Origin of the sequence: Methylobacterium nodulans ORS 2060, assembly GCF_000022085.1 — a bacterium.
Classification (GTDB): Bacteria; Pseudomonadota; Alphaproteobacteria; order Rhizobiales; family Beijerinckiaceae; genus Methylobacterium; species Methylobacterium nodulans.
This window is the reverse complement of sequence record NC_011894.1, coordinates 6,333,412-6,359,633: the sequence shown is the minus strand read 5'-3', so window position 1 is coordinate 6,359,633 and position 26,222 is coordinate 6,333,412. Positions and strand designations below refer to the sequence as shown.

Genomic DNA, 26,222 nt, shown 5'->3' with positions numbered 1-26,222 from the left:
GAGGAGGCGCACATGCTCGGCACCATCCTGATCGTCATCCTGATCCTGGCGCTGCTCGGCGCCCTGCCGCTCGGCCTGCCCTATAATGCGAATTGGGGCTTCGTGCCGGGCGGACTGATCGGCCTGCTGCTCGTCGTCGTCATCATCCTGGTTCTGCTGGGTCACATCTGATGCCGTGGCGCAATGGCTCCGGCCCCGAGGCCGCGACGGTGCTCGGCGCCGTCGCGCTGGCGGTCTTGGCTCTCAGCGCCGCTGCGATCGTCGGCGCTGTCTGGCCCTCCTGATCCCATGCCGGACAATCGCGAGATCACCCCCTCGGACCGGCTGACCTTCTACGCCGGTGCGGTCCTATTCCTGGGCGTTCTGGTGCTGTTCTGGCGATGATCGGCACTGATCCGCTGTTCTGGCTGGCCATCGCCGCGCTCGTGGCCGCCAGCTTCGTGATGCTTCTCACCGGATGGGATTGCTGATGTCCGGCTTCGTCGGCGGTACCGGCTACGGCCGGGCCCTGCGTGACATCCTGATCGGGCTCGCGGCAGCCGGCTGCCTCGTCGGGTTCGGCTGGCTCGTCGGCCTGCTTGCCAGGGGGCAGGGCTGATGCGGGTCTCGTCGGACGAGCGCGATCCCGGCTTCCGCGCCTTCCGAGGCGCGCGACCGCGGGATCACCTTCATCGTGACGCTCGACGGCGAGCGGCTCGACCGCGTGATCACGGCCGACGACCTCGCCGACGAGGTGGTGATCCCGGCCGAGGACGCGGACGGCTATTTGCGGCCCGATCCGCGGCGCCCCGGCCACTTCCTGGACGAGACCCGGCGCGGCCGCGTCCGGATCACCCGCAAGCACCCCCACTGGCGCGGGGCATAGCGCCTCGTCGGCTTCAATCGGGCCGCCGCGGGCGGCCGGCAGCAGAGGTTTCCATGCAGTTCTTCGATCAGCTGTCGCTCGGCGAGGCCGCCGAGATCGCGAACGCACGCGAGATGCGCAACGGCGCGCTCGTCCTCCAGGCCAAGGCTGCCCGGGGCGGCAACGTGCAGGACTACCTCGGCGCCGAGGTGGGCAAGCCTGAGATGCCGGTCGTCCGGGTCTACCGCGACGCCGACGAGGTGTTCCGGGCCGATAGCCTGCGCACCTTCGGCCACAAGCCCGTCACCCTCGATCACCCGCCCTCCCCCGTCACCCCGACCACCTGGCGCGATGTGGCGCGCGGGCACGTGGGCGAGGAGGTGCTGCGCGACGGCGAATTCGTGCGCATCCCCATGCTGCTGGCTGATCAGACCGCGATCGAGGCGGTCAAGGACGGCAAGCGTGAGCTGTCGGTCGGGTACCAGTGCGACCTCGACTGGACCCCCGGCACTACCCCGGATGGGCGCGCTTACGACGCCCGCCAGACCAACATCGTGGTCGATCACGTCGCGATCGTGGATCGCGGGCGAGCCGGCCCCGAGTGCCGCATCGGCGACCAGCACCCCGCCGAGGCGAAGACCATGCGGGTGCTCTCCGACCAGCAACAGCAGAGGGAAGCGATCCCCATGCCCCCCATCCTGAAGACGATGACCATCGACGGCCACACCGTCGAGATGAGCGATGCTGCGGTGGTCGCGGTGTCCGGCCTGCAGAAGCAGATCGGCACGCTCACCGCCGACAACCTGCAGCTCACTGCCGAGGCCAAGGCCGCGGCCGAGGCCCACGCGGCGGCGATCAAGGCCAAGGACGCGGAGCTTGCGGACGCGCGCAAGGCAATCGACACCAAGGACGGCGAGATCGCGGTCCTCAAGAAGCAAGTCGAGGACTCGGCCCTCACCCCGGACAAGCTGGCGGCCGCCGTGGCCGCCCGCGCGGCGGTGATCGATGTCGCCAAGACCGTCATCGGCGCGACCTTCACCGACGCCGGCAAGACCGACGCCCAGATCCGCCGCGAGGTGGTGACCGCCCGTCTGGGCGACAGCGCCAAGGATCTCACGGACGGCGTGGTTGAGGGTGCCTTCCTGGCGATCGCCAAGGACCAGAAGCCGGCTGATCCCCTCGCCCGCACCATCGCGGACGGCGTGACGCCGACCAGCGGCCGGACCGCCATCGCGGACGCCTATGCGGCGAACGTCGACTATCTCACCAGTGCCTGGAAGTCGCCGACCGCCCGCGCGGTGCAATGACCCAAGCATGACTCGGCAGAACTAGAATAGGAGCATAGTCACATGCCTCCGGTTCAGACCACGTATGCGGGCGGGATGGCCCCGGCCTTCGAGGGCCAGATCGCCGCCATGGAGCCGGGCGGGATCCTCTCCCGGGTCATCGCGTCGGACGACGGGATCGGCTTCGGCCGCCCGGCCTTCCAGGGTGGCTCGGACCACGCCATCGCGGCCACCGGCACGGTGTTCCGCGGCGTCACGGTGGTCGACCACTTCCCCACGGTGAACGCGGCGGGCGACCTGCACCCAAAGGGCGACACGGTGTCGGTCATGCAGCGCGGCACGGTCTGGGTGCGGGCCACCGGCGCCATCACGGCGGGCGCGGCCGCCTTCCTGACCGGCGCGGGCAGGTTCACCGCCACTGCGGCGGACGGCACCGCGATCCCGGCCGTGTTCGACAGCAGCGCCGCGGACGGCCAGCTCGTCAAGCTGACGCTCAATCTTCCCTGATCCGGCTTCAGCTGGATCTCCCCATAATCGAAGTGAATCGAAAGGAGAAACTGACCATGCGAGGCCAGTTCCTGATCGATGCGCCGCGTGCTCTGGCCTTCCTGGTCAGCCAGCAGTCGTTCATCGAGCCCACGGTCTACCGGACGCAGTACCCCGAGATCCGTTACCCGCGGCTCGTCCCGGTGGACACCAACGTCCCCGACTGGACCCCGTCCGTGACCTACTTCTCGATGGATCAGGTCGGGGCGGCCAAGTGGATCACCGGCCAAGCCAACGACGTGCCGCGGGCCGATGTGCTCCGCAGCCAGTTCGAGACCTCGGTCTCGATGGCCGGCATCGGCTACGGCTACGACCTCGAGGAGCTCGGCAAGGCCCAGCTGATGAACCTGAACCTCTCGGCGGACAAGGCCGACGCGGCCCGCCGCGCCTCCGAGGAGTTCATCGATCAGGTCGCCCTGTTTGGCGACCCGGCGAAGGGCTACGCTGGCCTCGTCAACAGCCCGGTCGTCACCCAGGGCTCGGCTGCCGCCAGGGGCGAGGGCGGCAGCACGCGCTGGGTCGACAAGACCGCGGAGAACGTGCTGGCGGACGTCAACGGGCAGCTGACCGGCATCTTCACAGGCTCGGCCACCGTCGAACTCGCGGACACGGTGCTGCTGCCTTACGAGCAGATGGTCGCGCTCAGCCTCCGGCGCGTCGATCCGACCAGCCCGATGACGCTGCTGGACTGGGTCCAGCAGAAGAACGTCTACACCATCGAGACCCAGCGCCCGCTCAACGTGTTCGGCGTGCGCGACCTGGAGACCGCCGGCGCCGGCGGGACCGCCCGCATGGTCGCCTACCGGCGCGACCCGGCGGTGGTGAAGCTGTGGATGCCCATGCCCTTCCGGTTCTTCCCGGCGTGGCAGACCGGGCCCTTCCGCTTTGACGTGCCCGGCGCGTTCCGCCTCGGCGGCGTCGATATCCGGCGGCCTGCCGCCTTCCGCTACCTCGACGGGATCTGAGGCGCCGTCAGGCGCCCCGGCCACCCGTGAGCGCGATCCGAGGATGATCCGAGGAGGAACCGCAATGGTGGAGATCACGAACCGGGCCCTGGGCCCGCGCACCCTCTGGGTGAAGAGCGAGCGGGGCCAACCCGTTCAGCGTACGCTCCGGAGAGGCGAGACCGCCGCCATCGAGCTGCACAGCCCCGAGGACCCGGTCCTGAAGGCGTGGCGCGACGCTGGCGAGATCGTCTTCGGCGAGGCGGCCGAGGGCGAGGATGGCGAGACCGCCACCTCGCAGGACGCGGAACTCGACAAGCTCTCCGACGACGAGCTGCGCGCCTACCTCACCGACCGCGGCGTGCAGGTCGGCAACTGGGGCCGGCGGCGGCTCCTGGCCGAGGCCGAGCGCGCCAAGGCGACCCAGGGCTGAGCCATGGCCTACGCGCCCCCGACCCCCGCGGACCTCAAGGCCCGCTTCCCGGCCTTCGGCACCGTGCCGGACGAGACGATCAGCGTGGCCCTGGAGGATGCGGCGTCGGTGGCCGACAATGGGTGGCCTGACGCGGACCGGCGCAAGGCCGTGATGCTCCAGGCCGCCCACGACATGACCCTGCGCGGAATCGGGACGGGCGCCGAGGCGGAGCTGGCCAAGGCCGGCGCCCTCGGCTTCACCTCGTTCCGCTCCGGGCAGTTGCAGCTGGATCGCGCAGAGGACTCCGCCCAGGCGTCCGGCGATCCCCTGGCGCAGACCACCTACGGGCGCCAGCTGCTCGACCTGTTTCGCCAGCGCTCCCCCGGCATTCTGGTGATCTGATGGGCCTGCTCGATCAGGGCTTCGCCGGCATCTTCGGGGCCGGCTTCGGCTGGATCTACGCCGAGGCGGTCTACACGGTGGACCTGCCCGGCGAGGGCGGCACGCCGTGGGATCCGGCCCCGCCCACGCCCACCGCCTATCCCTGCAAGGCGATGCGGGACGAGTGGACCGCCTACGAGCGCCAGGGCGGCCTCATCGCCGCCCAGGACTGGAAGGTGCTGGTCCTGACCGAGTCGCTGCCCGTCACCCCGGTGGAGGGCGGCCGCATCACCCTGAACGGGCAGACCCTCACCATCGCCTCGGCCGGCGGCGGCGCCCCCGCCATCACCACCGACCCGGGCCGCGGGGCCTGGGTGCTGCGCTGCCGGCTCTGATGCGGATCCTGATCGTCCCCGACCCCGGCCGGACCGGGCATGCCGCGGCCGAGCGCGCCGCGCAAAAGATCCGCGCCGTGGTGCCCTGCGAGGTGTCGCTCATCACCTCGTCGCCGTCGGCGATCAACGCCGGCCCGGCGGTCTGCCGCGAAGTCCTGCTGGCCCACGGCCGCGACGCGCCGAAGCGCTGCGGGCTGTGCGGCCTCGGTCCCTGTCGCGAGCGCGTCTGACGCGCCGTGAACCTCACGGCATCCCTGCCGTGATCCGTCCCGTCACTCTCAAGGGAGATTTGTCATGGCCGATAGCTCTGAGTCCGGCTCGTCCAAGACGGCGAAGGCCGCGGCCCCGAAGCCCGACGTGGTGGCCGAGCCGAGCGTGCGGCTCCAGCGCCCGGTCGAGGGCTCGGACCAGCCGGTCGTCATCATCGTGCCCGAGGATCAGGTGGACGCCTACCTGAAGGACGGCTGGAAGCGCGAGAGCAGCAAGTCCTGATCCCGGCATGGCCGCCTCGATCGCCGACCTGATCGACGCCTGGGCGCCCCGCCTCCAGCGGGCGTTCCTGGCGGCGATCGCCGACATTCAGGACAAGGCCCAGATCGGGGTGATCGCCGCCCTCCTGGAGCGCGGCGACATCAACGGCGCCGTCGAGGCGGTCGGGCTCGATCCGGTCGCCTTCCGCGCCCTCGACGCCACCACTGCGCAGGCGTTCGAGGATGGCGGCACCTTCACGGTGGCGCGCTTCCCGGCCCTGCGCCAGCCGAACGGGCACCGGCTGACGATCCGGTTCGACGTGCGCAACCCCTCGGCCGAGGACTGGCTGCAGGATCATTCCTCGCGAAAAGTGACCGAGATCGTGGACGACCAGCGGGTGATGATCCGCGCCGCGCTCACCGCCGGCATGGTGGCGGGCCGCAACCCGCGGGACGTGGCGCTCGATCTGGTCGGGCGGATCAACCCCGCCACGGGGAAGCGCGAGGGCGGCACCATCGGGCTCACCGCCCACCAGGAGGAGTGGGCGCGCCGCTACGCCGACCAGCTCGCCCGCCTCGATCCGGCCGCCCTCACCCGCCAGCTGCGCGATAAGCGCTACGACGGCACGGTCCGCAAGGCGATCGAGCAGGGCAAGCCGCTCAAGGCCGACCAGATCGCCAAGATGGTCCTGGCCTACCGCAACCGGGCGCTGCGCTACCGGGCCGAGACCATCGGCCGGACCGAGGCGATGGCGGCCCTGCACCAGAGCCAGCACGAGGCGACCCAGCAGGCGATCAACGCCGGCCAGATCAACCCGACCCACGTCGAGGAGATCTGGCGCACGACGATCGACGGGCGCGAGCGCGACACCCACCGCGAGATGAACGGCCAGCGGGTGCGGCGCGGCCAGCCCTTCGTCAGCCCGAGCGGCGCCCGCCTGCGCTACCCGGGCGATCCGCAGGCCCCGGCCGCCGAGACGGTCAACTGCAGATGTTACGTTGAAGTCAAAGTAGATTACCTGGCTGGGGTTCGTTAGGATCTGATCATCCATCATTGGATGATCGATATGACTAGACGAAGCGGCGAGACCTACGATCAGATCGCCGGGTTAGATATTGCGACGACAGCTTACCTTGCGGGTCTCATCGACGCGGACGGGACGATTTCAGTCTCCCCCGGTAAGACGGGCAAGGACGGCCAGCCGCACCTGCCCACCCCGATTGTGTTGATCGTAAATGGGGATCTGGAGCTTATCCGGTGGCTTAAGGAGGTCATCGGGTATGGATGCTCCTACGAAACGAAGACACGACCGAAGCGGCCAGATCAAAGCGATAGCAACTGGAATAAGGTTCACCGGTACCAACTTGGAGGCCGCGCGGCGATTGCCTTCCTGGCGAAGTGCAGGCCGTACCTCCGGGAGAAGCGCCGGCAGGCTGACCTTGTTCTATCGATGCCAAGCAAGGGTAAAGCCTTCGCCGTGGTGGCGACGGTCGAGCAGCGCGCCCGGGCGTTTGAGGCCATGGAGAAGATCCGGGCGCTCAATCGGCGGGGTCTGAAGCCCGATCCCATTCCGGAGGCAGCGTGATGGCCGTCCAGACCCTCAACTTCGCCGCGGCTGTCTCCGACTGGGTGCGCCAGACCGAGGCGCGCCTGACCGCGGTGTTTCGCGAGTCCGCCCAGCGCGTGATCAGCGACATGCAGAGCCGCGTCCCGGTCGATACCGGCTTCCTCAAGTCGTCGCTCCAGGTCTCGACCGACGCCCCGGTCCCGGCCGACCGCTCGCCACCGGCCGGCGCGGCCCCCGCCTACAACCCGACCGCCGCGACCCTGGCGATCGCCGGGGCCGAGATCGGCGACACCCTCTACGCCAGCTACTCGGCGGTCTATGCGCCCCGCGTCAACTACGGCTTCGTCGGCACCGACAGCCTCGGGCGCACCTACAATCAGGCGGGCCGGCACTTCGTCGGGCTCGCCGCGCAGCGCTGGCCGCAGATCGTGGCCGAGGTCTGCGCCGAGCTGCAAGCCAGCGCGAGGCCCTGACGATGGCGGCGACCGGCACCGAGGCCCAAGTCCTCGACGCGCTGCTCGGCTACCTCGCCGGGCTGACCTTCGACCCGGCCCTGCCCGTGGCGCAGCCGGGCGTCGCCTTCGCGCCCCAGACCGGCAAGCCGTACCTCGCCGCGTCCTTCCACCCGAACACCGCCGGCCTCGACGGGCTGCCCTTCGACAGCGACCGGACCCACGTCGGCCTGTTCGTGCTCACGGTGGTCTGGCCGACCGGCCAGGGCCTCCTCAAGCCGCTCGATGTCGCCGCCCAGGTCCGCCGGGCTTTTCCCGCCGGGACGCGCCTGTGGCGAAACAATCTCGTCGTCTGCGTCGATGAGGTGCCCCAGGTGGACGCGCCGATCGATGAGGCGCCCTGGGTGCGGATCGCCGTGACGATCCGCTGGCGCGTCGGCGTCCCGGCCGGCGCCTGATCCGAGTTCGGGCGCTCGCCCGTCCCCTGCCGCCTGCGGGCGGCCTCACCCCTGTCTAGGAGGGCATTATGGCCGGGTTCACTCCCAGCAATGGCTCGAAGCTGTTCATCGGGCCGGCAATCGACATCGACACCATCGACGACACCGGGGCGGCGCTGACCGCGCTCACCGGCTGGGTCGAGGTCAAGGCCGTCAAGGATCTCGGCGCGTTCGGCGACGAGTCCTCCGCGATCACCTCGAACCAGCTCGGCAACAACCGCACCCTGAAGATGAAGGGCACCCGCGACGGCGGTTCGCCCTCGATCGTCGTGGATCGCAAGGAAGGCGATCCCGGCCAGGAGGCGTGCATCGCGGCCGAGAAGACCAACTTCGACTACGGTTTTTACGTCGAGATCCCGAACAAGAAGACCGACGCCGGCACCAACGGCAAGCGCTACTTCGCCGGGCAGGTGATGTCGTGCCGCGAGACGGTCGGGGCCGCCAACAACCCGATCACCATGGCGATCAACATCGGGGTCAACACCGCGACCTTCAAAGTCGCCGCGACCTAACGGAGACCATGACGCATGACTGAGACGCCCGACGAGACCGCACCGGTCCTGCTCGACCTCGAAACCATCGATCTGGAGGGGGACGCGGAGCGCGGCGCCACGATGCCGGTCGTCAATCCCCGCACCGGCGCCCGGACCGGCGCCACGGTCACTCTGTTGGGCCAGGAGGCCGCGACCTACCGCGGCAACCTCCGCAAGCTCCGCGACGCCGCGGCGGCCTATCCGGAGCGCGAGCCGACGGACGAGGACACCCGGATGCTCCTCGCCCGCGCCCGGCAGGCCGGCGCCGCCATCACCGGCTGGACCGGGATCGGCTTTGGCGGGCGGGCGGTGGAGTTCTCGCGCGAGGCCGCGGTGGAGCTGTGCTTCAAGCGGCCCTGGCTGGCGGACCAGATCCTCGCCTTCATCACCGCGCCGGGAAACTTCGCGCGCGGCTGAGCGGGCGGCTCTGCGTCGAGGTCCGGCGCGTCACGCTCGAACAGGCCGCGGGCACCACCCCTGATCCGTGCCTTGAGCGGGTCCCCCCGGAAGGCGCCTACCTGTGGGACGCCTTCTGGCAGCTCGAACGCACGCGCCAGAGCCAGGGCGGCTTCGGCCCGGCGACGTTCACGTACCAAGAGATCGAGGCGGCCAGCCGCCTCCTCGACCTCGCCTTGCGGCCCTGGGAGGTCCGCATCCTCGTCGCCATGGATGCCGCCCGGCGCGCGGTCTACCCGGGCAGCCAGGCGGACGACGCGGACGGGCACCAGCTCACCCGGCGGGTTAGCGCGACCGACGCCGAGGGCGTGGAGCGCCTGTTCGACAGCTTCGGGCCGGTGATCGAGATCCCGCCACCGGCCTAACCCTTGCGGCCGGTCTTGCGGTCGAGGCAGCGCGTCTCCCTCAGCCCCAGGGCGGCGGCAGCGGGTTGACCCGTGTTGGCCGCCCGCATGGCGATCTGCGCCCGCGCGCCGTCCACCTCGCCCGCGGCGGCCCGGCACGCCTCAAAGGACTCGAATTCCGCCGAGCCGCTCGTCACCGCGCCGTTCTGCGCGACCATGATCCAGAAGAGCACCCACATGCCTGACGTCGCAGCCCTCGGCCTTGGGATCGACTCGCGCCCCGCGCGCGAGGCCGTCACCGCGCTCGGCGAGCTGACCGCCGCGGCCGGCGGGGCCGAGGCGTCGGTCGGCAAGCTGCTCGCGTCGGCGGACCGGGTCAACGCCGCGCTGGGCACCAGCGCCTCGGGCGCCCGAACGGCGGCCACCGCCCAGCGCGAGCTGTCGACCGCGGTCCAGACCACGGGCGTCAACCTCGACCAGTTCATCGGCAAGGCCGGCGGGGCGGCGCGGGCGGCCAACGACACCACCGCGGCGCTCGCCCGGCAGGCGGCCGGCTGGCGGGCCCTGTCCGAGGCGGGCCGGGACGCCGTCCAGCAGTACGAGCGCAACGCCCAGGCGATGGCGCGGATGGGCAGCCTGTCGAGCACCGGGGCGGTCCCGCAGCGGCCCGCGGCGCCCGCGCCGGGCCCAGAAGGGCCGCGCGAGCTGTCGCCCGAGTACCGCCGGCAGCTGATGATGAACCTCGCCTTCCAGGGCAAGGACTTCTTCGAGCAGGTGTTGGCCGGCAGCTCACCGGTCCGCGCCGGCCTGATGCAGGGGCCGCAGGCCCTCTCCATCATGCAGATGGGCGGGTTTGGCATCCGCGACGTGCTCAGCGCGGCGACCGAGAAGGTGACGGGGTTCGTCTCGCGCATCGGTCTGGCGGGCGGCGTGATCGGCGGCTTCACGCTGGCGATCACCGCGGCGGCCGCGGCGGCGTGGTCCTACCGCGCCTCCCAGGACGCGCTGCGGCTCCAACTCTCCGGTGCCGGCCGGGCCTCGGGCGCGACCCTGCAAGGCATCAACGACCTCGCCGCGGCGAACGCGGGCGCCGCCGGGTTCTCCCAGAGCGAATACCGGGAGATGGCCGGCACCTTCGCGGCCACCGGCCGGATCGGGCAGGCGATGTACGCCGACCTGATCAAGAGCGCGAAGGACTACGCCTACACCACCTCCCAGGACGTCCCCGACGCGATCAAGGATCTGGCGCAAGCCTTCGCCGACCCGGCCAAGGGCGCCGAGGCGCTTCAGGAAAAACTCGGGGGCCTCAACGATCGCACCCTGGAGTCGGTGCGACGGTTGCAGGAGCAGGGCGACCGCCTGGGCGCGCAGCGCGAGCTGTTCAACGCCTACGCGATGCAGCTCGAAAAGGTCTCGGAGCGGACCTCGCTCTGGGCGCAGGCGACGACCTGGGCGGGCAACCTGATCTCGGACGTGTGGGATAAGGTCGGCGGTGCGATCAACAAGGCCGTCACCGGCGGCACCCTGGAGCAGCAGCTGGCGACCGCCAAGGAGCTGCTGGCCACCGCCGAGGCCAGCCGGGGTGGGATCGTGGCCGGGCTGATCGGCGGCTCGGACGAGACGATCGACAAGCTCACGAAGCTGGTCCAGGCGATCCAGCAGCAGATCAAGACCCGGGACGACCGCAACGCCCAGGCCACCGCCGCGGCCAACAGCCGGCAGGTGATGGGGATCGTGCGCGGTCTCGATCCGGAGGCCGCCCAGTTCGACAGCCTGAAGAGCAAGGTCGAGCTGCTGCGCAAGGCGATCGCCGACCCGGTGCAGTTCGGCCTGGATCGCAACCAGCTGGCCGAGGTGGCGAGCGCCTTCGACCGGATCGCGGCCTCGGTCCGCGCCACCACCTACGACATCCAGCGGTTCGGCTCCGAGGCCGGCGCCGCGGCCTACCGGGCGTCGGAGCACGCCAACAAGACGGTCGGTCTCGACTCGGTGACCAAGCAGATCGCCGACCGCCAATTCCAGCGCGACGAGGAGCTGAAGCCCTACGCAGATCTCCCGACCCGCGCCGAGCTGATGAAGGAGTTCGAGTCGCGGCTGAACGATCCGAACCTCGACGCGCGCGACCGCCAGTTGATCCAAGACGAGATCGACAAGCGGATGAAGCGCATCACCGAGCGCGAGACCATCGTCGCCCGCGCCGACCTCGATATCGAGCGGATCCAGAAGACGGCCGAGGAGGCGGCCAAGCGCTCGACCAGCGCGACCACCGACCTGTTCATCAAGGCGATGATCGGCGCCGAGAGCGGCGGGGATCGGTTCGCCAAGAACCAGAATTCCTCGGCCTCCGGCATCGGCCAGTTCATCAAGGGCACCTGGGTCCCGCTGTTCCGGCAGACCTTCCCCGACCGGGCGGCGAACATGAGCGACGCGGCGGTCTGGGAGCGGCGCTGGGACCGCGACGACCAGATGGCGCTGATCAAGGTCTACGCCGAGCAGAACCGCCGGAAGCTGGAGAACGCCCAGCTCGATACGAGCCTGCGCAACCAGTACCTGATGTGGTTCGCCGGCCCGAAGGGCGGCCTCGATCTGCTGCGCGCGGACCCGAACACGCCCGTGAGCGAGATCCTGAGCCCGGACGCGATTGCCAGCAACCGCAAGATCCTCGCCGGCAAGACCGCCGGGCAGGTCCTCAACTGGGCCGACGCCACCATCAACCGGAAGCTGCCCGACGCCCAGGCGGCCGAGCGCCAGATCGCCGTCGACAAGTCGCGGATCACCACCACCGAGCAGACGAGCGAAGCGCTCGCCCGGCAGGACAAGATCCAGGAGCTGCTGAATTCCCGCCGCGAGGCCGGGACGGCGATCGGCCTCAAGTTCAAGACCGCCCAGGAGCTGCTGACCGCCAACGAGAAGGACCTGACCGACGCCGAGCGGGCGGAGCGCGACACGATCCTGAGCCTCGCCGACGCGCACGCCAAGAACGTCGCGGCCATGCAGCAGTCGAAGATCATGCAGGACGCCCTGTTCGAGCGCTCCCAGCTCGGACGCACCGACAGCGAGCAGCGGATCGCGTCGCGGCTGCGCGGGACCGGGCTCGACATGGACAGCCCGGAGGCCGAGGTGATGCGGGTCACCGACGCCCTGGGCGAGGCCAAGGCGATGGCCAAGGACGCCTTCAGCGGGCTGGCGAGCGACCTGCGCCGCGGCGTCTCCGCGGCCGAGGCGCTTAAGAACGTGATGGACCGCATCGTCGACAAGCTGATGAACAAGGCCATCGACAAGCTGGTCAGCGGCTTGTTCGACGGCATTAAGGTCGACGGCAGCGGCGGCATCAGCTTTGGCGGCTTCGGCGGCGGCGGCGGGATCTTCAGCAGCCTATTCGGCGGCGGTGGCGGCAGCGCGGCCAGCTCGGTCATCACCGCGGCGGACGGCACGCTCTGGTTCGCCGAGGGCGGCTACACCGGGGCGGGCGGCAAGTACGACCCGGCCGGCATCGTCCACCGCGGCGAGTACGTGTTCGACGCCGCCACCGTCGCGAAGGTCGGGGTGGGGACGCTCGACGCGCTGCGGGGCCGCCTGCGCGGCTATGCGGACGGCGGCTATGTCAGCCCGGCCGACTACCCGGTCCCGGCCGCGCCCTCGCCCGCGAACAGCAACCAGCCGGCCAACGGACCGACCTTCATCGCCCAGATCACCTCGCAGGCGACCGGCGATCCCCAGGCCGACCAGCGCGCGGCCGAGGCCAACGCCAAGGCGATGCGGGCGGAATACGAGAAGATGTGGATGGCGATGGCCCAGCGCGAAATGCGGCCGGGCGGAACCCTGCACGCCGCCGGGGCGCGCCGCGCTTCCTGATCCTGGCACGAGGAATCCCCATGAACCGCCGCTCGCTGCTGGCGATGCTCGGGCTCGCGCCCGTGGCCGCCCCCGTCGCCCTGGCCGCCGCCAAGCAGGCGGTCCACGAGACCACGCTGATCAGCTCCGCGGCCCACATCGAGAACCTGATGGTCGGCGGGTACGCCGGCGGCCTCTCGGATGTCGTCATCGACGGCACCCGGATCAGCTGCGACTCGATCCGAGCCGACCGGATCACCTGCGGCTCGCTCCCTGACGAAGACTTCATCGCCGGAGCGGTCCGCGCCGGCCGGATCCCCTGCGGCTCGATCACCCCCGGCCGCCTCTTCGAGACCCGCATTGATCCCTTCTGCACCGATCAGGACCGCCTGATCGGCGCGCTCAGCTTCGGCGCCTGACGCTGCCCCGCGCGGTCCGGGGATCCCGACCGCTCACACGAGGAGCCAGCATGGCCAGAACCCCTCAGAAGCCGCCGATCGACCGCACCGCCCCGGACGCCCAGGTCACCCCGCCCCCGTCTCCGCTGCCGCCGCAGGCCGCCCCGCAGGGCGCTCCGCAGGCCTCCGGCGACGTGCCGATGCCGACGGTCGAGAACAACCCGCCCTGCGTCTTCAAGCCGGGGTCGGGGATCGGCACGGCCGACGTCCTTGAGATCACGCTGATGTACCTGCTCCAGCTCACCGGCAGCCCGGTGCAGGTCGAGCGGGGCGCCCTGCGCGCCATCGCACTGGCGCCGGAGCGCGTCGAGCAGCTGAGCGACAGCGCCCGCCGCTTCATGTCCCCGCTGGGGCAGCACTGAGAGGAGCCGATCGATGGCAACCCAGACCTTGACGCTCGACCTCAACGCGAACGCGATCGCCCGCGGTACGCCCGTGGCGATCTTTCAGCGCGGCTTCGACGCCTTCTCGATGCGCGGCCCGGTCACAATCCAGGGCAAGGACGGCACCTCCGCGCAGGGCGTGATCGTCTCCTCCGAGGTCGGGCGCCTCTACAACCTCTGCACCCGGTTCATCGGACAGAACGTGTTCGCCGCCCCCGCGGCCGCCGCGATGCCGGGCTACTACGCCCCGGAGGCCGCGCTGTTCGACGGGCTGGAGGCGGCCTACGGCCGGGAGGCGCTCTACCCGCTGGAGCCCTACACGGTGCTCCTGGTGAGCGTGCCGCCGCAGACGCTGACGGCGCCGGTCGTGCCGCTGACGGCGTAAGGAGCCGCCGGTGGCCTACCCGACGTTCCCGACCCTCGGGATCACGCCTTACGGGCCGGTCACCATCGGCTCGTCCAAGGAGGCGAAGGCGGCGGTGCTCACCGCCACCTTCGGCGACCGCTACAGCCAGCGCACGGGCGACGGCATCAACCCGCTCACCCGCGACTTCAGCTACCGCTCGATCCCGCTCGCCGCGGACCAGATCCGGCAGCTCGAAGATTTTCTGGTCAGCCGCAAGGGCTACCTGCCGTTCCTGTTCCAAGTCCCCTTCGAGCCGGCGCCCCGCCAGTTCATCTGCGACAGCTGGACCACCGACTACGGCGACCCGCTGCGCAGCACGCTGATGGCGATGTTCAAGGAGAACTTCGACCCATGACCGCGCCGAACACGGCCCTCATCCGCGCGGGCCAGAGCCTCACGCCGGGCGATCTGGTCGCGCTGTTCATCATCGACCTGTCGCCGATCCGGGTGAACCAGCAGTTCGCCTTCACCTCCCAGGCGGACAAGGCGCGCGGCCCGCTGAAATTCCGCGGCATCACCTACACCCCGCTCGACGTGAAGGCCGAGGGCTTCGAGCTGACCGGCCAGGGCACTATGCCCCAGCCCAAGATCAGCGTCTCGAACGCGACCCGGCTGATGTCGAGCGCGACGCTGCTCTACCAGGATCTCATCGGCGCCAAGCTGATCCGCACGCGCACCTACGCGCAGTTTCTGGACGATGGCGCGACGCCCGATCCCGAGGCGGCCTACACCCAGGACATCTACCGCTTCGAGCAGAAGGTTGAGCACTCGAAGCACCAGATCGTCTGGAATCTCGCGGCCGACATGGATCAGGAGGGCCGCGAGCTGCCCGCCCGGCTGGTCATCCGCGACATCTGCCTGTGGCGGTACCGGCGCTGGGACGAGGACGCCCAGGCGTTCGTCTATGATGGCGTGCAGTGCCTCTACAACGGGGACCAGAGCTACGACCGCTTCGGCAATCCGACCACGCCCGACCAGGACGAGCCCAGCCGGCACGTCACCACCTGCTGCAAGGTCCGCTTCGGCGCCGACGCGCAGCTCCCCTTCGGAGGATTCCCGGGTGTCGCCAGGGTACGGGTCTAAGCTCGCGTTCGCCTTCGATGACGGGCTCTCGACGCGCTGGGCCGCCGCGGTCGAGGCGCACAAGCGCCACGCCGCCGCGCACTGGCCCGCGGAGGCCGGCGGCCTGATCCTTGAGGACGGCCGCTACCGGCCGCTCGCCAACGCCGCCGCCGACCCGCTGACCGAATTCGAGCCCGACCCGGGCGAGGTGGACCAGACCGCCTACGTGGCGGTGCTGCACTCGCACTGCTCGATCGAGGATCCCGAGTCCGGCAAGATCACCCCGCCGCCCGACTGCCCGAGCGGCGCCGACATGGAAAGCCAGATGGCGACCGCGGTGCCGTGGGGCATCACGCTGGCCGCCTCCACGGGCGTCACGGACCCGTTCTGGTTTGGTGATCAGGTGCCCCGCGCCCCGCTGCTGGGCCGCCCGTTCCGGCATGGCGTCTGGGACTGCTACAGCCTGGGGCGCGACTGGCACCGCGAGGTCGCCGGCATCGAGATCCCCGACTTTGCCCGCGACCCGGACTGGTGGCTGCCGCGGGAAGGGCAGCCCCAACTCGACCTCTACCGCGACGGCTTCGAGCGGGCGGGCTTCCGGCGCGTCGTGCGCGGCCCCGAAGGCCCGCTGCCCGGCGACTGCTTCCTCTGCCGCGTCCGCTCGCCCGTCTTCAACCACGGCGGGATCTACCTCGGCGGCGGCCTGATCCTGCACCACCTGGCGCACCAGCTCTCCGGCCGCGACCCCGCTTCGGTCTGGCGGACCAAGCTCGATTTCCTGGTGCGCCACACCGCCCTGCCCGACGACTGGAGGCCCCCGGCATGATGCGGACCGTCCGCCTCTACGGCGCCCTGGCGGCAAAATTCGGCGCCTGCTTCCGCCTCGACGTGCGCAGCCTCGCCGAGGCGTGCCGCGCGCTCGGCGCCCAGCTGCCGGGCTTCCGGCAGGCGATCGAGGAGGGCCGCTTCCGGGTCGTGTGCGGCAAAAGCCTGCGCGCGAAGGCGGCGCTGCACCTCGACAAGGATCTGATCACCTTCGGCCTGCCGGCCGGCGACCTGCACATCGTCCCGGTGATCCGGGCGCGCAAGAGCGGCATGTCGATCGGCAAGATCATCGTCGGCACCCTGATCGCGGTGGCGACGTGGTGGATGGGCGGCCCGGCGTGGCTGATCGGCATGGGCGCCATGCTCGCCCTTCAGGGCGTCTCCTCGCTGCTCAGCCCGAAAAAGAAGAAGGAGAAGGAGAAGAAGTCGTACATGTTCCAGGGCGCCGACAACGTCTCGGAACAGGGGATTCCCGTGCCGCTCATCTACGGGCGCTGCATGGCCAACCCGATCACGATTTCCGCGGGCGTGACGACGGCCAACACCAACGGCCTGCCGACCGCCTCCGCGACCCCGACCGTGTAAGGACATCATGGATCGCATCGACGGTTTCGATCCCGCGGCGCGGGACAAGGACGCGCGCCCGGACGCGGCGCCGATCCGCGGGCGCAAGTCGTCCAGCGGCGGCGGCAAGACCGGCGGCTCGGGCTCGAACGCGCCCGATACCCTGTTCTCGAACGCCACGGTCCGCCTCGTGGACCTGATCGGCGAGGGCGAGATCAAGGGCGTCGTCGGCGGCCTCAAGGGCGTCTACTTCAACGACGTGCCGGTCCAGAACGAGGATGGCAGCTTCAACTACAAGGGCCTCTCGGCCGACTTCCGCACCGGCACGCCCGACCAGTCCTACATGCCCGGCTATCCCGACGTGGAGACGCCGCAGGACGTCGGGGTCACGGTCAAGCAGGCGGTCCCGCACACCGCCTCGATCAGCGACGGCGAGGCCGACCGCGCCCGCGTCATCATCGAGCTGCCGGCGCTCTTTCTGGCGAAAAACGACGGTTCGGTCCGCCAGAACAACGTCAGCTTCCGGATCGAGGCGCGCTATTCGGGCGGGCCGTGGGTGAACCAGCTCGGTGACATCACCATCACCGGCAAGAACACCTCGCCCTACTTCGTGTCCTACGAGATCGACCTGCCGCGCAATCCGGCCGGCTCCTCGCCGCCCTGGCAGGTGCGGGTGACGCGCCTCACCCCGGACACCGACGACTTCAACAACAGCCAGGACAAGTGGACCAGCCAGAGCGACCTGATCTTCTACACGCTGACCGCGATCCAGGACGCGAAGTTCAGCTACCCGCACTCGGCGCTCTGCGGCCTGACCGCGGATGCGAGCCAGTTCGGCGCGTCCGTGCCGGCCCGGACCTATCTGGTCGACGGCCTGCTGGTGAAGGTGCCGTCGAACTACGACCCGGTGGCGCGCACCTACACGGGCATCTGGGACGGCACCTTCAAGGAGGACTGGACCGACAACCCGGCCTGGGTCTTCCACGATCTGCTCTGGAACGACCGCTACGGGTTGGGCGAATTTATCGACATCGCCGCGATCGATAAGTGGACGCTGTACCAGATCGGCGCCTACTGCGACGTGCTGGTCTCGGACGGCAAGGGCGGCCAGGAGCCGCGCTTCCGGTTCAATGCCCAGATCACCCAGCTCGCGGAGGCGTTCGACCTGCTGCAGCAGATCAGCGCGATCTGGCGCGGCATGGCCTTCTGGTCCTCGGGCTCCGTCACGGCCACCCAGGACCGGCCGGACGACGTGCGCGCGCTGGTCACCCCGGCCAACGTGATCGACGGGCTGATCACCTACTCGTCCTCGGCGCGCAAGGCCCGGCACACCGTCGCGCTCGTCACCTGGAACGATCCCGACGACCTCTACAAGCCGCAGATCGAGGTGGTCGAGCACAACGAGGGCGTCGCCCGCTACGGCTACAACCCGACCAAGATCGACCTCCTCGGCTGCACCAGCCGGGGCCAAGCCCACCGCGAGGGCCTGTGGCGCCTGCTGGTCGAGCAGTACGCGACCCAGACGGTGACCTACCGGGCGGGCCTCGATCATGCCGTGCGGCGCCCCGGCGACATCATCGCCATCACCGACCCGCAGATCTCCAACATCGACGTCGGCGGGCGCGTGCTGGCCGGGGCGAACTGGACCGATATCCCCCTTGACCGGGCCGTGGAGATCAAGGCCGGCGTCTCCTACACGCTGTCCATGCAGCTGCCGGACGGCAGCGTGGAGGAGCGCGCCCTTTACAGCGTCTCGACGGACGCGGCCGGGCGCACCATCGCGCACACCGAGCCCTTCACCCAGGACGCCCAGCCGGGCGCGGTCTGGCAGATCACGGGCGAGATCGTCCCGCAGCTCTTTCGCATCGTCGGGATCAAGGAGGTCGAGCCGCACATCTACGAGGTGCAGGCGCTCCAGCACGAGCCCTCGATCTATGCGGCGGTGGACGACGGCGCGGCCTTCGAGCCGCTCCGCATCTCCGAATTCCCCGACATCGTCCTGCCGCCGGACAACCTGACGGTCCGCGAGTCGACCTACTTCGAGAACGGGCTGCCGCGGCAGGCGCTGCTGCTGTCGTGGACCGCCGGCCAGCCGTTCAATTCGATCGCGTATTACGTCACCGCGGTGAAGCCGAATGGCTCCCTGGTGACGCTGCCCAAGACGAGCTCCACCTCGGTGGAATTCCTCGACGCGGCGACCGGCGAGTGGACCTTCGTCGTCCAGGCCGAGGGCCTGAACGGGCGCCTCTCGGACGCCGCTCAGATCACCTACACGGTCCAGGGCTGGGAGGCGCAGTCCGGGCCCACCGTCACCGGCCTGCAGGTCAAGGGCGGCGGCAGCGTCTTCACGGGGCGGAGCTGCACCCTGGAGTGGGGCGTGACGTGGCCGGCGGATGTGACGCCCTACAAGGTCGAGTTCGCCTTCCGGGTCTTCGACGCGGACACCGATGCCTTCCTGCATCAGGAGATCATCAACGCCGCCCAGGCGACCTACGACTACGACGAGAACGTCAACGAGGGCGGCCCGCGCCGCCGGTTCAAGGTCTCGGTGGCGGCGCGCGACGCGATCGGCCGCGAGAGCCAGCCGGCGGTGCTGGTCGTGTCCAATCCGGCGCCCGCCATGGTCGTCCCGACCCTCACCTGGACGACGGAGTCGATCGGCGTCTGGATGACCCCGCCGGCCGACCCCGATCTGGCGGGCGTGCTGGTCTGGCTCAGCAAGACCAACGGCTTCAACCCGCTGACCACGGCCCCGACGGCCGATCTGCCCCCCACGGGCTTTACGCTGCTGCCGGCCGAGGCGGAGACGACCTATTACGTCCGGGTCGCCTTCTACGACAGCTTCGGCAAGAACCCGGCCGAGCTGAACCTCTCGCCGCAGGTCGAGATCCGCACCACCAACCTGCTGTTCGACACCCAGGCGCCCGACATTCCGACCGGGCTCGCCCTCTCGACCGCTCTGGAGGTCTCGGCCACGGGCGTCGCCACCGCGCGCATCGACGCCACCTGGAACGCGGTCACGAGCGATAATCTCGGGATCTACGAATTCGAGCTAACCGAGGGCGACGGGATCACCAACCCGTCGTGGACCCGCGACCGCTCCGACAAGGGCCAGCCGCGCTTCACCTGGCGCAACCTCAAGCCGGGCCAGCTCTACACGGCCCGCGTCCGCTCCGTGAATGCCCAGGGCATCGCGCCCTCGGGCTGGTCGGCCCTGGTATCGATCACCGCGGCCAAGAACCTGAACAAGCCCGGCGCGATCACCAATTTTTCCGTCACGGCGGCCTTCGAGACGGCGAACCTGCGCTGGACCAACCCGGCCGACCCCGATCTCGCCTACGTGGAGGTGTGGATCGGGGCCCTCGATGACGGCTCGGACCGGGTGCTCGGCACCAAGGTGCCGGCGCCCCTGAGCTTCTTCACCGACACCACGCTGCTGACCGTCCAGACCCGCAAGTATTGGGTCCGGCCGGTCAACAGCTCGGGCACGCCCGGCGACTTCGTCGGGCCGGGCACCGCCACCACGGCGGCCCTCCAGGCGGCGCAGCTGCAGCAGGGCATCATCGACGCGACCAAGTTCGCGAACGGCATCGAGCCGGTCGGCATCGTCTCGACGCTGCCCGCGGTCGCCGGCTACACCGGCCCGAAGACCGTCCTCTTGACCACGGATGGCAAGCTCTATCGGCTGGTCAACGGCGCCTGGACGGCGGCGGTCGCGGCGACCGACATCGCCGGCACCCTCACCTCCGAGCAGATCCAGTCCCTCGCCGCAACGAAGATCGCCGGCACCCTCTCCGACAGCCAGCTCGCCGGGATCTCGGCCGGCAAGCTGATCGGGCAGGTCGTGGCCTCGCAGATCGCGAACCTCGACGCCACGCAGATCACCGGGCAGGTCTCGGACGCCCAGATCGCGGCCCTGTCGGCCGCCAAGGTCGCCGGGACGCTGTCAGACGCCCAGCTCGCCGGCATCAGCGCCGGCAAGCTGATCGGACAGGTGGTCGACAGCCAGCTCGCCGGCCTCTCGGCGACGAAGATCACGGGCACCATCTCGGACACCCAGATCGCCGGCCTCTCGGCCGCGAAGGTGACCGGGCAGATCGGCCGGACCCAGATTGCGGACAACGCGATCGACACGCCCCAGCTCAATGCGGGCGCGGTCTCGACGGCCAAACTCGCTGCGTGGGCGGTCACGGCCTCGAAGCTCGCCGTGGCGAGCCTGAACCTCGCGAGCAACGGCGGCCTCCAGCAGGGCACCTCCGGCTGGCTGGGCTCGGCTGGCGGCACGGGCATCACCCCGATCGTGGAGGGCGTCCGCACCGACTATGCCCCGGCCGGGATGCGGGTGTTTTCCGTCCACTACGACGACAGCAACAAGCCGACCAGCGGCGTCTCCGAGATCGTCTACCGCAACCCGGATGCGGCCGGGATCGGGCAGCTCATCCGGATCACGGGCGGCGCGCCCTACGAATTCTCGGCCTACGTCTCGGCGCACCGCTGCACCGCCTACGTGTCGATCATCTGGTGGGACGCCAACGGCGCCTACCTCTCGGAAGTCGCCGGCAGCCTTGTCACGGTCAACCTCGGCACCGGCAGCCCGCTGACGGATTGGGACCGGGTCGGCCGGTCCTGGGTGATCGCCACCGCGCCGGCCAACGCCGCCTTCGCGGACATCCGGGTCCGCTGGTACAACTTCGGCTCCCAGCCCTACTGCATGGCCGGCGGGCTAATGTTCGCCCAGGCCATTGCCGGGCAGACCGAGCCGAGCCCGTATTCCGACGCGGGCGTCACCATGATCGAGGGCGGCAACGTCCGCACCAATTCGCTCGCCGCGGACCGGATCGTCTCGAAGTCAATCACCGCCGCTCAGATCCTGGGTGGAAGCATCACCGCCACCGAGCTGGACGTGGCCAGCGTGCGCGCGGGGATCATCGCGGCCCAAAAAATCACCGGGTCGGAGATCGACGCGCTCACGATCACCGCCGCCAACCTCGCCGCGGGCGCGGTCACCACCTCGAAGCTCGCGGTCGCCAGCCTGAACCTCGCCATCAACGGCGACATGGGCAACCTGAACGTCGCCGGCAATCCGGCGGGCTGGAGCATCGACAGCTCCCAGATTACCGGCGCCGTCCTGCTCCAGAACGGCGTCGACTACACCTATTGCCTGGCCGGCATGCGGGCCATGAAGATCTACGGCACTGGGGTCCCAACCAACCAGGGCTCGTTCGGGCAGGTCTGGTTGAACCGGGTCGAGACGGACGGCACCCTCTATCCGTTCTCGTGCCGTGCCGGCACGACCTACGAGGTCTCGGCCTACCTCTCGACGCATCGCTGCACGGGCTATGTCGGGCTGGTCTGGTACGACGCCAACCAAGCCTACATCGGCGAGACCTGGGGCAGCCAGATCGTCAACTGGGGCGGCAGCATCTACAGCCCGATGTCGGACTGGGAGCAGTTCGGCCGCTCGAAGCTGATCGTCGTCGCCCCGGCCGGCGCGGTCTACTGCCGGCCCTACGTCCGCTACGGCATCACATGGTATCCCGGTCAGGCCGAGCCCTACTGCTTCATCAGCGGCGTGATGCTGGCAGTTGCGGTGGCGGGGCAGACCGAGGTCTCGCCCTTCTCGCCGGCCGGGCTCACCACCATCAACGGCGCCTCGATCCGCACCGGCTCGGTTGCCGCCGACAAGATCATCGCGAAGTCGATCACGGCGGGTCAGATCGCCACCGGCACCATCACGGTTAACGAGCTGAACGTCGATAGCGTCCGGGCCGGGCTGATCGCGGCGAAGAAGATCACCGGCTCCGAGATCGATGCCCTCACCATCACGACGGGCAACCTCGCGGCTGGCTCGATCACCGGCTACAAGCTCGCCATCTCGACCGGCAACTTCGCCTACAACTCGGAGGGCAACCAGAGCACGCGCGGCTGGGCGTCCAGCGGCACGTCCTGGGGCGCGGGCGTCTCCATCTTCGTGGACAATGCCTGGATGCCCTCGGGCATGACCGGCATCGGCGCGCATCCGTCCGATGGCGGCGGTCCGGCGGGCCAATGGTTCGATCTCGTCCACCAGACGGTGGACCCGGCGACCGGCGCCGTGAAGAACTATCCGGTCCAGGGCGGCGCTTGGTACGAGTTCAGCGCCTACGCGAACGCCCACCGCTGCGACGTCCAGTGCTACATCGGCTGGTGCGACAGCGCCGGCACCGTCCTCGCCTACACCAGTGGGCAGGTGATCCCACAGGGGGCTCACACGGGCGGGACGATCCGCGACTTTCCGCGCTTCACCTGGATCGGACAGGCGCCGGGCAACGCGGTCTCCTGCTTCGTCCTCTACCGGGCCATCAACTTCGTTTTGCCCGACCCTTTCATCTTCGTGACCGGCACCATGTATGCCGGCGCGAACCAGAACCAGACGGAGTGCTCGCCCTACGTCCCGCCTGCGGTCACCTAGATCGACGGCGGCTCGATCGTCACGAACTCGATCAACGCCAACCGGATCACCGCGGGCACGCTCACGGCCGCCATGATCACGGCGGATTGGCTCACGGCTGGACAGATCTCGACCGGGGCGATCAAGGCGGATCAGATCGCGGGCGGCGCCATCTCGGCCGACAAGATCGGGGTCGGTCTCAACTCGACCAACCTTCTGTACAACACCGACTTCAAGGCGGGCGTGGTCGGCGACAACTTCATCGCCGGCAAGACCGTCCCTGGCATCCACAGCAACTTCAGCAACATCGGGGATCTCAACAACCACGCGCCCTACATCGGCCTCAACCAGTCGGGCGGCACGTGGCAGCCGATCGGCATGCAGTCGCTCCAGGTGAGCTGCGTCGGCAGCCCGCCGGCCGGCTACCTCTGGGACGTCGCCGTGAGCATCCCCACGCAGGTCGGCACCTGGGACAGCCGGATGCCGGTCGTGGGCGGCAAGCGCTACGAGCTGACCGGCTACGTGAGCGCCCACCGCTCGAAGGCGTATATGTATGTGACGTGGTTCGACGGCGCCGGGACGGTGATCGCGACCTCCCTGACGAGCGCCAATGACCGCGTGATGTCGTCGGGCGGCTTGAAGGACTGGACCCGCGTCGGTTGCTTCGCGACCGCACCGGCCGCCGCCTGTCTCGCCTCCGTCACCCTGCGCATGGAGTTCACGGGCGAGGACGGCCCGTACAACTTCTGGAGCGGCCTCTACTTCGGGCAGGCCAAGCCCAATCAGGCCGAATATTCGGACTGGGCGCCCGGCTCCTCGACCGTGATCTGGGGCGACACCATCGCCACCGGCACCATGAATGCCAACAAGATCACGGCCGGCACCATCACGGCGGACCGCATCGCGGGCGGCACCATCACCGGCGACAAGATCGCCGGCTCGACCATCACGGGCTCCAACATCCAGGGCAACAGCATCTACGCCGACAAGATCCAGGTCGGCGGCGGGCAGTCGCTCACGAGCTGGATGGGCTCAGACACCACCAAGATCAACGGCGGCGCCATCGAGGCCAACTCGATCTCGGTCAACAGCCTGAAGGTCGGGCTGCGCGGGGTCCGCACGGTCGGGCTGGACTTCTCGGTCGACAAGAACACCCGGACGATCTCGTGGACAGCGGGCTTCATCCTGTGGATCGATGACGCCGGAAACAACGTGGCGAGCCAAGTCCCGGCGGGTACTGCCAACGGTGGCGCTACCTTCGTCTACGTCTGGTGGAACAAGTTCGCCCCCAACCAGCTCAACGCCGCGGCCAACAACTGGGCCGACATCTTCGCCGACAAGAACACGGTGCTGCTGGCGTCCTATGACGGCTACGCCGGGCTGAACGTGCTCCTGGGCGGCACGATCATCGACGGCACCCGGATCAACACCGGCACCATCACGGCCAACCAGATCGCGGCCAACGCGATCCAGTCCAACCACATCGCGGCGAACCAGATCACGGCCACCCACATCGGCGTCGGAGCGCTGACCGCCGACCGGATCGGCACCGGCATGATGTCGTCCGCGGACATCCGGGTGGGCTCCGACTTCTTCGTGCTCCAGGCCCGTCCGGAGGGCGGCTGGGGGCGCCTGTTCTCGCGCGACAACAACGGCACGCTGCGCGTGGCGGTGGGCTACATCGGCGACCTGATCGGCAACAGTGGCGGCTGGGGCCTCGCGATGTGGGATGCCGCCGGCAACGCCCTCCTCAACGGGACCGGGATCAACGGCGGCGGCATCTGGGCCCGCTCGATCCAGGCCGGCTCGATTGCCGCCAACACCATCACCGCCAACGAGCTGTCGACCGGGCAGCTCATCTCGCAGTCGGCCCAGATCGGCAACTTGGTTGTCGACAATCTCCAGGTCAACAACAACGCGATCACGCAGACGGTGTGGGGGCAGAGCGCGGGCGACGACATCTACTGCTGGATCAACATCCGGCAGCCCAACACCCGGGTCGAGATCGGCATATATTTTTCCGGCACGGGCGGGAACGGCTATGCTCTCGGGACCGCTATTGGTGCGCTCGACGTCTACCGGAGCGACGGGCCTCATATCCTGGCGGGCAACTGCGCCTACCACATAAACAGTACAAATAACTTGGTCTACATGGGACCGACCTGCTACGTGACGGTCGCTACCGTCGCAAATCCTGGCGTCTACTGGTATCGTCTGGTCAACTCCAATGCAGCCAGGGCCAGCGGCACCACGTTCATGAAGGTCACGGAGCTGTCGCGATGAGCGCCGATCCCGTTCCGGCCGGCGTGGAGGACGCCGCCAACCCGCTCCTCGTGGAGCAGGTCTCCTACGTGGCCTACGACGACACCGGACGGATTACCGTCCATGGTCGCATGGCCGGCGGCGTGCTCCAGATCGCCCGGCTTGAGGGGCACCGGATGCTGCCTGGAGAGGGCCAGCAGGCGACGCATTACGTTGACCTGTCCGGCGACGCGCCCGAGCTGCGCGAGCGCCCGGCGCTGGATCTGCCGGCGAGTCTCACGGCCACCGCGGGCGAGGAGGTCACGATCGCCGCGGTGCCGGCCGGCCCGGTCCGCTACGCGGGGCCCTACAACGGCAGCCTCTCACACCCGGGCGGGGATCTGGCGATCGGCTTCACGATCCCGGGCCGCTACACGCTGACCATCGAGCCGTTCCCCGCCCGGCGCGCGGAGATCACGCTGGAGGTGACGGCATGATCCTCGGCCCCGACCTCACCGTCCTCAAGGAAGCGGCCAAGCGGAAGGTGGCTGACTTCTTCGTGCAGCAGGTCCAGCAGGCCGACCCGGTCGATCCGCAGCTGCGCGCGATGTACGTGCTGAAGTACCAGGAGGCCAGGGGCGTCCTGAACGGCATCCCCTCTGCGCTGATCGAGGGCGAGGCCTCCATCCGCGGCATCACGCCGGCGGAGATGGCTCAGATCATCGTTGGGATGGCCGAGCAGTCCTCACAGGCCGAGCTGTCCCGCATGGCGACCAACGTGGCGATCGACGCGGCCACCTCGGAGGCGGGCGTCCTGGCCGTCCTCGCCCGCTTCGGCCTCACGCTGAGCCTCGGCGCCGCGGCCGCTTAAGCCCGCCGCTTCAGCGC

29 protein-coding genes and 1 pseudogene are annotated in these 26,222 nt (G+C 69.5%); 29 read left to right on the top strand and 1 reads right to left on the bottom strand.

The annotated features are described in order from the left end of the window. The first annotated feature begins 12 nt into the window (after positions 1 to 12). The 18 genes from MNOD_RS44205 (at position 13) to MNOD_RS41825 (ending at position 9,152) form a co-directional block, all read left to right on the top strand. Positions 13 to 171 carry a DUF3309 family protein gene (locus MNOD_RS44205; RefSeq protein WP_015932639.1) on the top strand — a complete coding sequence of 53 codons (159 nt, stop codon included), beginning with the start codon at positions 13 to 15 and terminating at the stop codon, positions 169 to 171. A 298-nt stretch (positions 172 to 469) separates the two neighbouring features. Beyond that, positions 470 to 598 (top strand): hypothetical protein, encoded by a 129-nt coding sequence (locus MNOD_RS50115; protein WP_015932636.1) that lies wholly within the window; start codon positions 470 to 472, stop codon positions 596 to 598. Between the two features lie 75 nt (positions 599 to 673). Further along, entirely contained in the window at positions 674 to 865 is a 192-nt protein-coding gene (locus MNOD_RS29540) for a hypothetical protein (RefSeq protein WP_015932635.1), read from the top strand. Between the two features lie 53 nt (positions 866 to 918). Beyond that, positions 919 to 2,151: a DUF2213 domain-containing protein gene (locus MNOD_RS29535; protein ID WP_015932634.1), complete on the top strand. Its 1,233-nt coding sequence runs from the start codon at positions 919 to 921 to the stop codon at positions 2,149 to 2,151. Between the two features lie 42 nt (positions 2,152 to 2,193). Next, a complete protein-coding gene (locus MNOD_RS29530; protein WP_015932633.1) occupies positions 2,194 to 2,637 on the top strand; it encodes a structural cement protein Gp24 in 444 nt (147 codons plus the stop codon). A 56-nt stretch (positions 2,638 to 2,693) separates the two neighbouring features. Next, positions 2,694 to 3,641: a DUF2184 domain-containing protein gene (locus tag MNOD_RS29525; RefSeq protein WP_015932632.1), complete on the top strand. Its 948-nt coding sequence runs from the start codon at positions 2,694 to 2,696 to the stop codon at positions 3,639 to 3,641. 64 nt (positions 3,642 to 3,705) lie between these two features. Further along, entirely contained in the window at positions 3,706 to 4,053 is a 348-nt protein-coding gene (locus tag MNOD_RS29520) for a hypothetical protein (protein ID WP_015932631.1), read from the top strand. Between the two features lie 3 nt (positions 4,054 to 4,056). After that, positions 4,057 to 4,437, top strand: coding sequence for a DUF4054 domain-containing protein (locus MNOD_RS29515; RefSeq protein WP_015932630.1), 381 nt, complete (start codon positions 4,057 to 4,059; stop codon positions 4,435 to 4,437). Further along, positions 4,437 to 4,811, top strand: a complete 375-nt coding sequence (locus MNOD_RS29510; RefSeq protein WP_015932629.1) for a hypothetical protein — start codon at positions 4,437 to 4,439, stop codon at positions 4,809 to 4,811. The genes MNOD_RS29515 and MNOD_RS29510 overlap by 1 nt, the downstream gene beginning before the upstream one ends. Continuing rightward, on the top strand, positions 4,811 to 5,041 hold the full coding sequence (locus MNOD_RS29505) for a hypothetical protein (protein ID WP_015932628.1): 231 nt from the start codon (positions 4,811 to 4,813) through the stop codon (positions 5,039 to 5,041). Before MNOD_RS29510 ends, MNOD_RS29505 begins: the two co-directional genes overlap by 1 nt. A 64-nt stretch (positions 5,042 to 5,105) precedes the next feature. Next, positions 5,106 to 5,303: a hypothetical protein gene (locus MNOD_RS29500; protein WP_015932627.1), complete on the top strand. Its 198-nt coding sequence runs from the start codon at positions 5,106 to 5,108 to the stop codon at positions 5,301 to 5,303. Between the two features lie 7 nt (positions 5,304 to 5,310). Then, positions 5,311 to 6,318 carry a phage minor head protein gene (locus MNOD_RS29495; protein WP_015932626.1) on the top strand — a complete coding sequence of 336 codons (1,008 nt, stop codon included), beginning with the start codon at positions 5,311 to 5,313 and terminating at the stop codon, positions 6,316 to 6,318. 30 nt (positions 6,319 to 6,348) lie between these two features. Then, positions 6,349 to 6,867, top strand: a complete 519-nt coding sequence (locus MNOD_RS29490) for an LAGLIDADG family homing endonuclease (RefSeq protein ID WP_015932625.1) — start codon at positions 6,349 to 6,351, stop codon at positions 6,865 to 6,867. Continuing rightward, on the top strand, positions 6,867 to 7,322 hold the full coding sequence (locus tag MNOD_RS29485) for an HK97 gp10 family phage protein (protein ID WP_015932624.1): 456 nt from the start codon (positions 6,867 to 6,869) through the stop codon (positions 7,320 to 7,322). The genes MNOD_RS29490 and MNOD_RS29485 overlap by 1 nt, the downstream gene beginning before the upstream one ends. A gap of 2 nt (positions 7,323 to 7,324) precedes the next feature. Continuing rightward, a complete protein-coding gene (locus MNOD_RS29480; RefSeq protein ID WP_015932623.1) occupies positions 7,325 to 7,759 on the top strand; it encodes a DUF4128 domain-containing protein in 435 nt (144 codons plus the stop codon). 68 nt (positions 7,760 to 7,827) lie between these two features. Continuing rightward, entirely contained in the window at positions 7,828 to 8,310 is a 483-nt protein-coding gene (locus tag MNOD_RS29475) for a hypothetical protein (protein WP_015932622.1), read from the top strand. 15 nt (positions 8,311 to 8,325) lie between these two features. Next, positions 8,326 to 8,748, top strand: a complete 423-nt coding sequence (locus MNOD_RS29470; RefSeq protein ID WP_015932621.1) for a hypothetical protein — start codon at positions 8,326 to 8,328, stop codon at positions 8,746 to 8,748. Continuing rightward, positions 8,673 to 9,152 carry a phage tail assembly chaperone gene (locus tag MNOD_RS41825; RefSeq protein WP_050783424.1) on the top strand — a complete coding sequence of 160 codons (480 nt, stop codon included), beginning with the start codon at positions 8,673 to 8,675 and terminating at the stop codon, positions 9,150 to 9,152. The genes MNOD_RS29470 and MNOD_RS41825 overlap by 76 nt, the downstream gene beginning before the upstream one ends. On the opposite strand, the gene MNOD_RS47240 is transcribed toward MNOD_RS41825, so the two are convergent. After that, positions 9,149 to 9,370 (bottom strand): hypothetical protein, encoded by a 222-nt coding sequence (locus MNOD_RS47240; RefSeq protein WP_043749626.1) that lies wholly within the window; start codon positions 9,368 to 9,370, stop codon positions 9,149 to 9,151. The two genes, MNOD_RS41825 and MNOD_RS47240, sit on opposite strands and share 4 nt — an antisense overlap. Here MNOD_RS47240 and MNOD_RS29455 point away from each other — a divergent pair. The 11 genes and pseudogenes from MNOD_RS29455 (at position 9,369) to MNOD_RS29400 (ending at position 26,205) form a co-directional block, all read left to right on the top strand. After that, the gene (locus MNOD_RS29455) at positions 9,369 to 12,986 is read left to right on the top strand and encodes a phage tail length tape measure family protein (protein ID WP_050783423.1); all 3,618 of its coding nucleotides are present in this window, start codon (positions 9,369 to 9,371) and stop codon (positions 12,984 to 12,986) included. The genes MNOD_RS47240 and MNOD_RS29455 overlap by 2 nt on opposite strands. A gap of 20 nt (positions 12,987 to 13,006) precedes the next feature. Further along, a complete protein-coding gene (locus MNOD_RS29450; protein ID WP_015932619.1) occupies positions 13,007 to 13,384 on the top strand; it encodes a hypothetical protein in 378 nt (125 codons plus the stop codon). Positions 13,385 to 13,434: 50 nt separating this feature from the next. Continuing rightward, on the top strand, positions 13,435 to 13,785 hold the full coding sequence (locus tag MNOD_RS29445) for a hypothetical protein (RefSeq protein ID WP_015932618.1): 351 nt from the start codon (positions 13,435 to 13,437) through the stop codon (positions 13,783 to 13,785). A 13-nt stretch (positions 13,786 to 13,798) separates the two neighbouring features. Beyond that, entirely contained in the window at positions 13,799 to 14,191 is a 393-nt protein-coding gene (locus MNOD_RS29440) for a hypothetical protein (RefSeq protein WP_015932617.1), read from the top strand. Between the two features lie 10 nt (positions 14,192 to 14,201). Continuing rightward, a complete protein-coding gene (locus MNOD_RS29435) occupies positions 14,202 to 14,567 on the top strand; it encodes a phage tail protein (RefSeq protein ID WP_015932616.1) in 366 nt (121 codons plus the stop codon). Beyond that, positions 14,564 to 15,295: a phage minor tail protein L gene (locus MNOD_RS29430; protein WP_015932615.1), complete on the top strand. Its 732-nt coding sequence runs from the start codon at positions 14,564 to 14,566 to the stop codon at positions 15,293 to 15,295. The genes MNOD_RS29435 and MNOD_RS29430 overlap by 4 nt, the downstream gene beginning before the upstream one ends. Next, positions 15,273 to 16,100, top strand: a complete 828-nt coding sequence (locus tag MNOD_RS29425; protein ID WP_015932614.1) for a C40 family peptidase — start codon at positions 15,273 to 15,275, stop codon at positions 16,098 to 16,100. The genes MNOD_RS29430 and MNOD_RS29425 overlap by 23 nt, the downstream gene beginning before the upstream one ends. Continuing rightward, the gene (locus tag MNOD_RS29420; RefSeq protein ID WP_015932613.1) at positions 16,097 to 16,684 is read left to right on the top strand and encodes a tail assembly protein; all 588 of its coding nucleotides are present in this window, start codon (positions 16,097 to 16,099) and stop codon (positions 16,682 to 16,684) included. Before MNOD_RS29425 ends, MNOD_RS29420 begins: the two co-directional genes overlap by 4 nt. 7 nt (positions 16,685 to 16,691) lie before the next feature. Further along, a pseudogene (gpJ, locus tag MNOD_RS41820) lies at positions 16,692 to 25,376 on the top strand (TipJ family phage tail tip protein). Then, positions 25,373 to 25,831: a hypothetical protein gene (locus tag MNOD_RS29405; protein WP_015932610.1), complete on the top strand. Its 459-nt coding sequence runs from the start codon at positions 25,373 to 25,375 to the stop codon at positions 25,829 to 25,831. The pseudogene gpJ and the gene MNOD_RS29405 overlap by 4 nt, the downstream one beginning before the upstream one ends. Next, positions 25,828 to 26,205, top strand: a complete 378-nt coding sequence (locus MNOD_RS29400; protein WP_015932609.1) for a hypothetical protein — start codon at positions 25,828 to 25,830, stop codon at positions 26,203 to 26,205. The genes MNOD_RS29405 and MNOD_RS29400 overlap by 4 nt, the downstream gene beginning before the upstream one ends. The last annotated feature ends 17 nt before the right edge of the window (positions 26,206 to 26,222 follow it).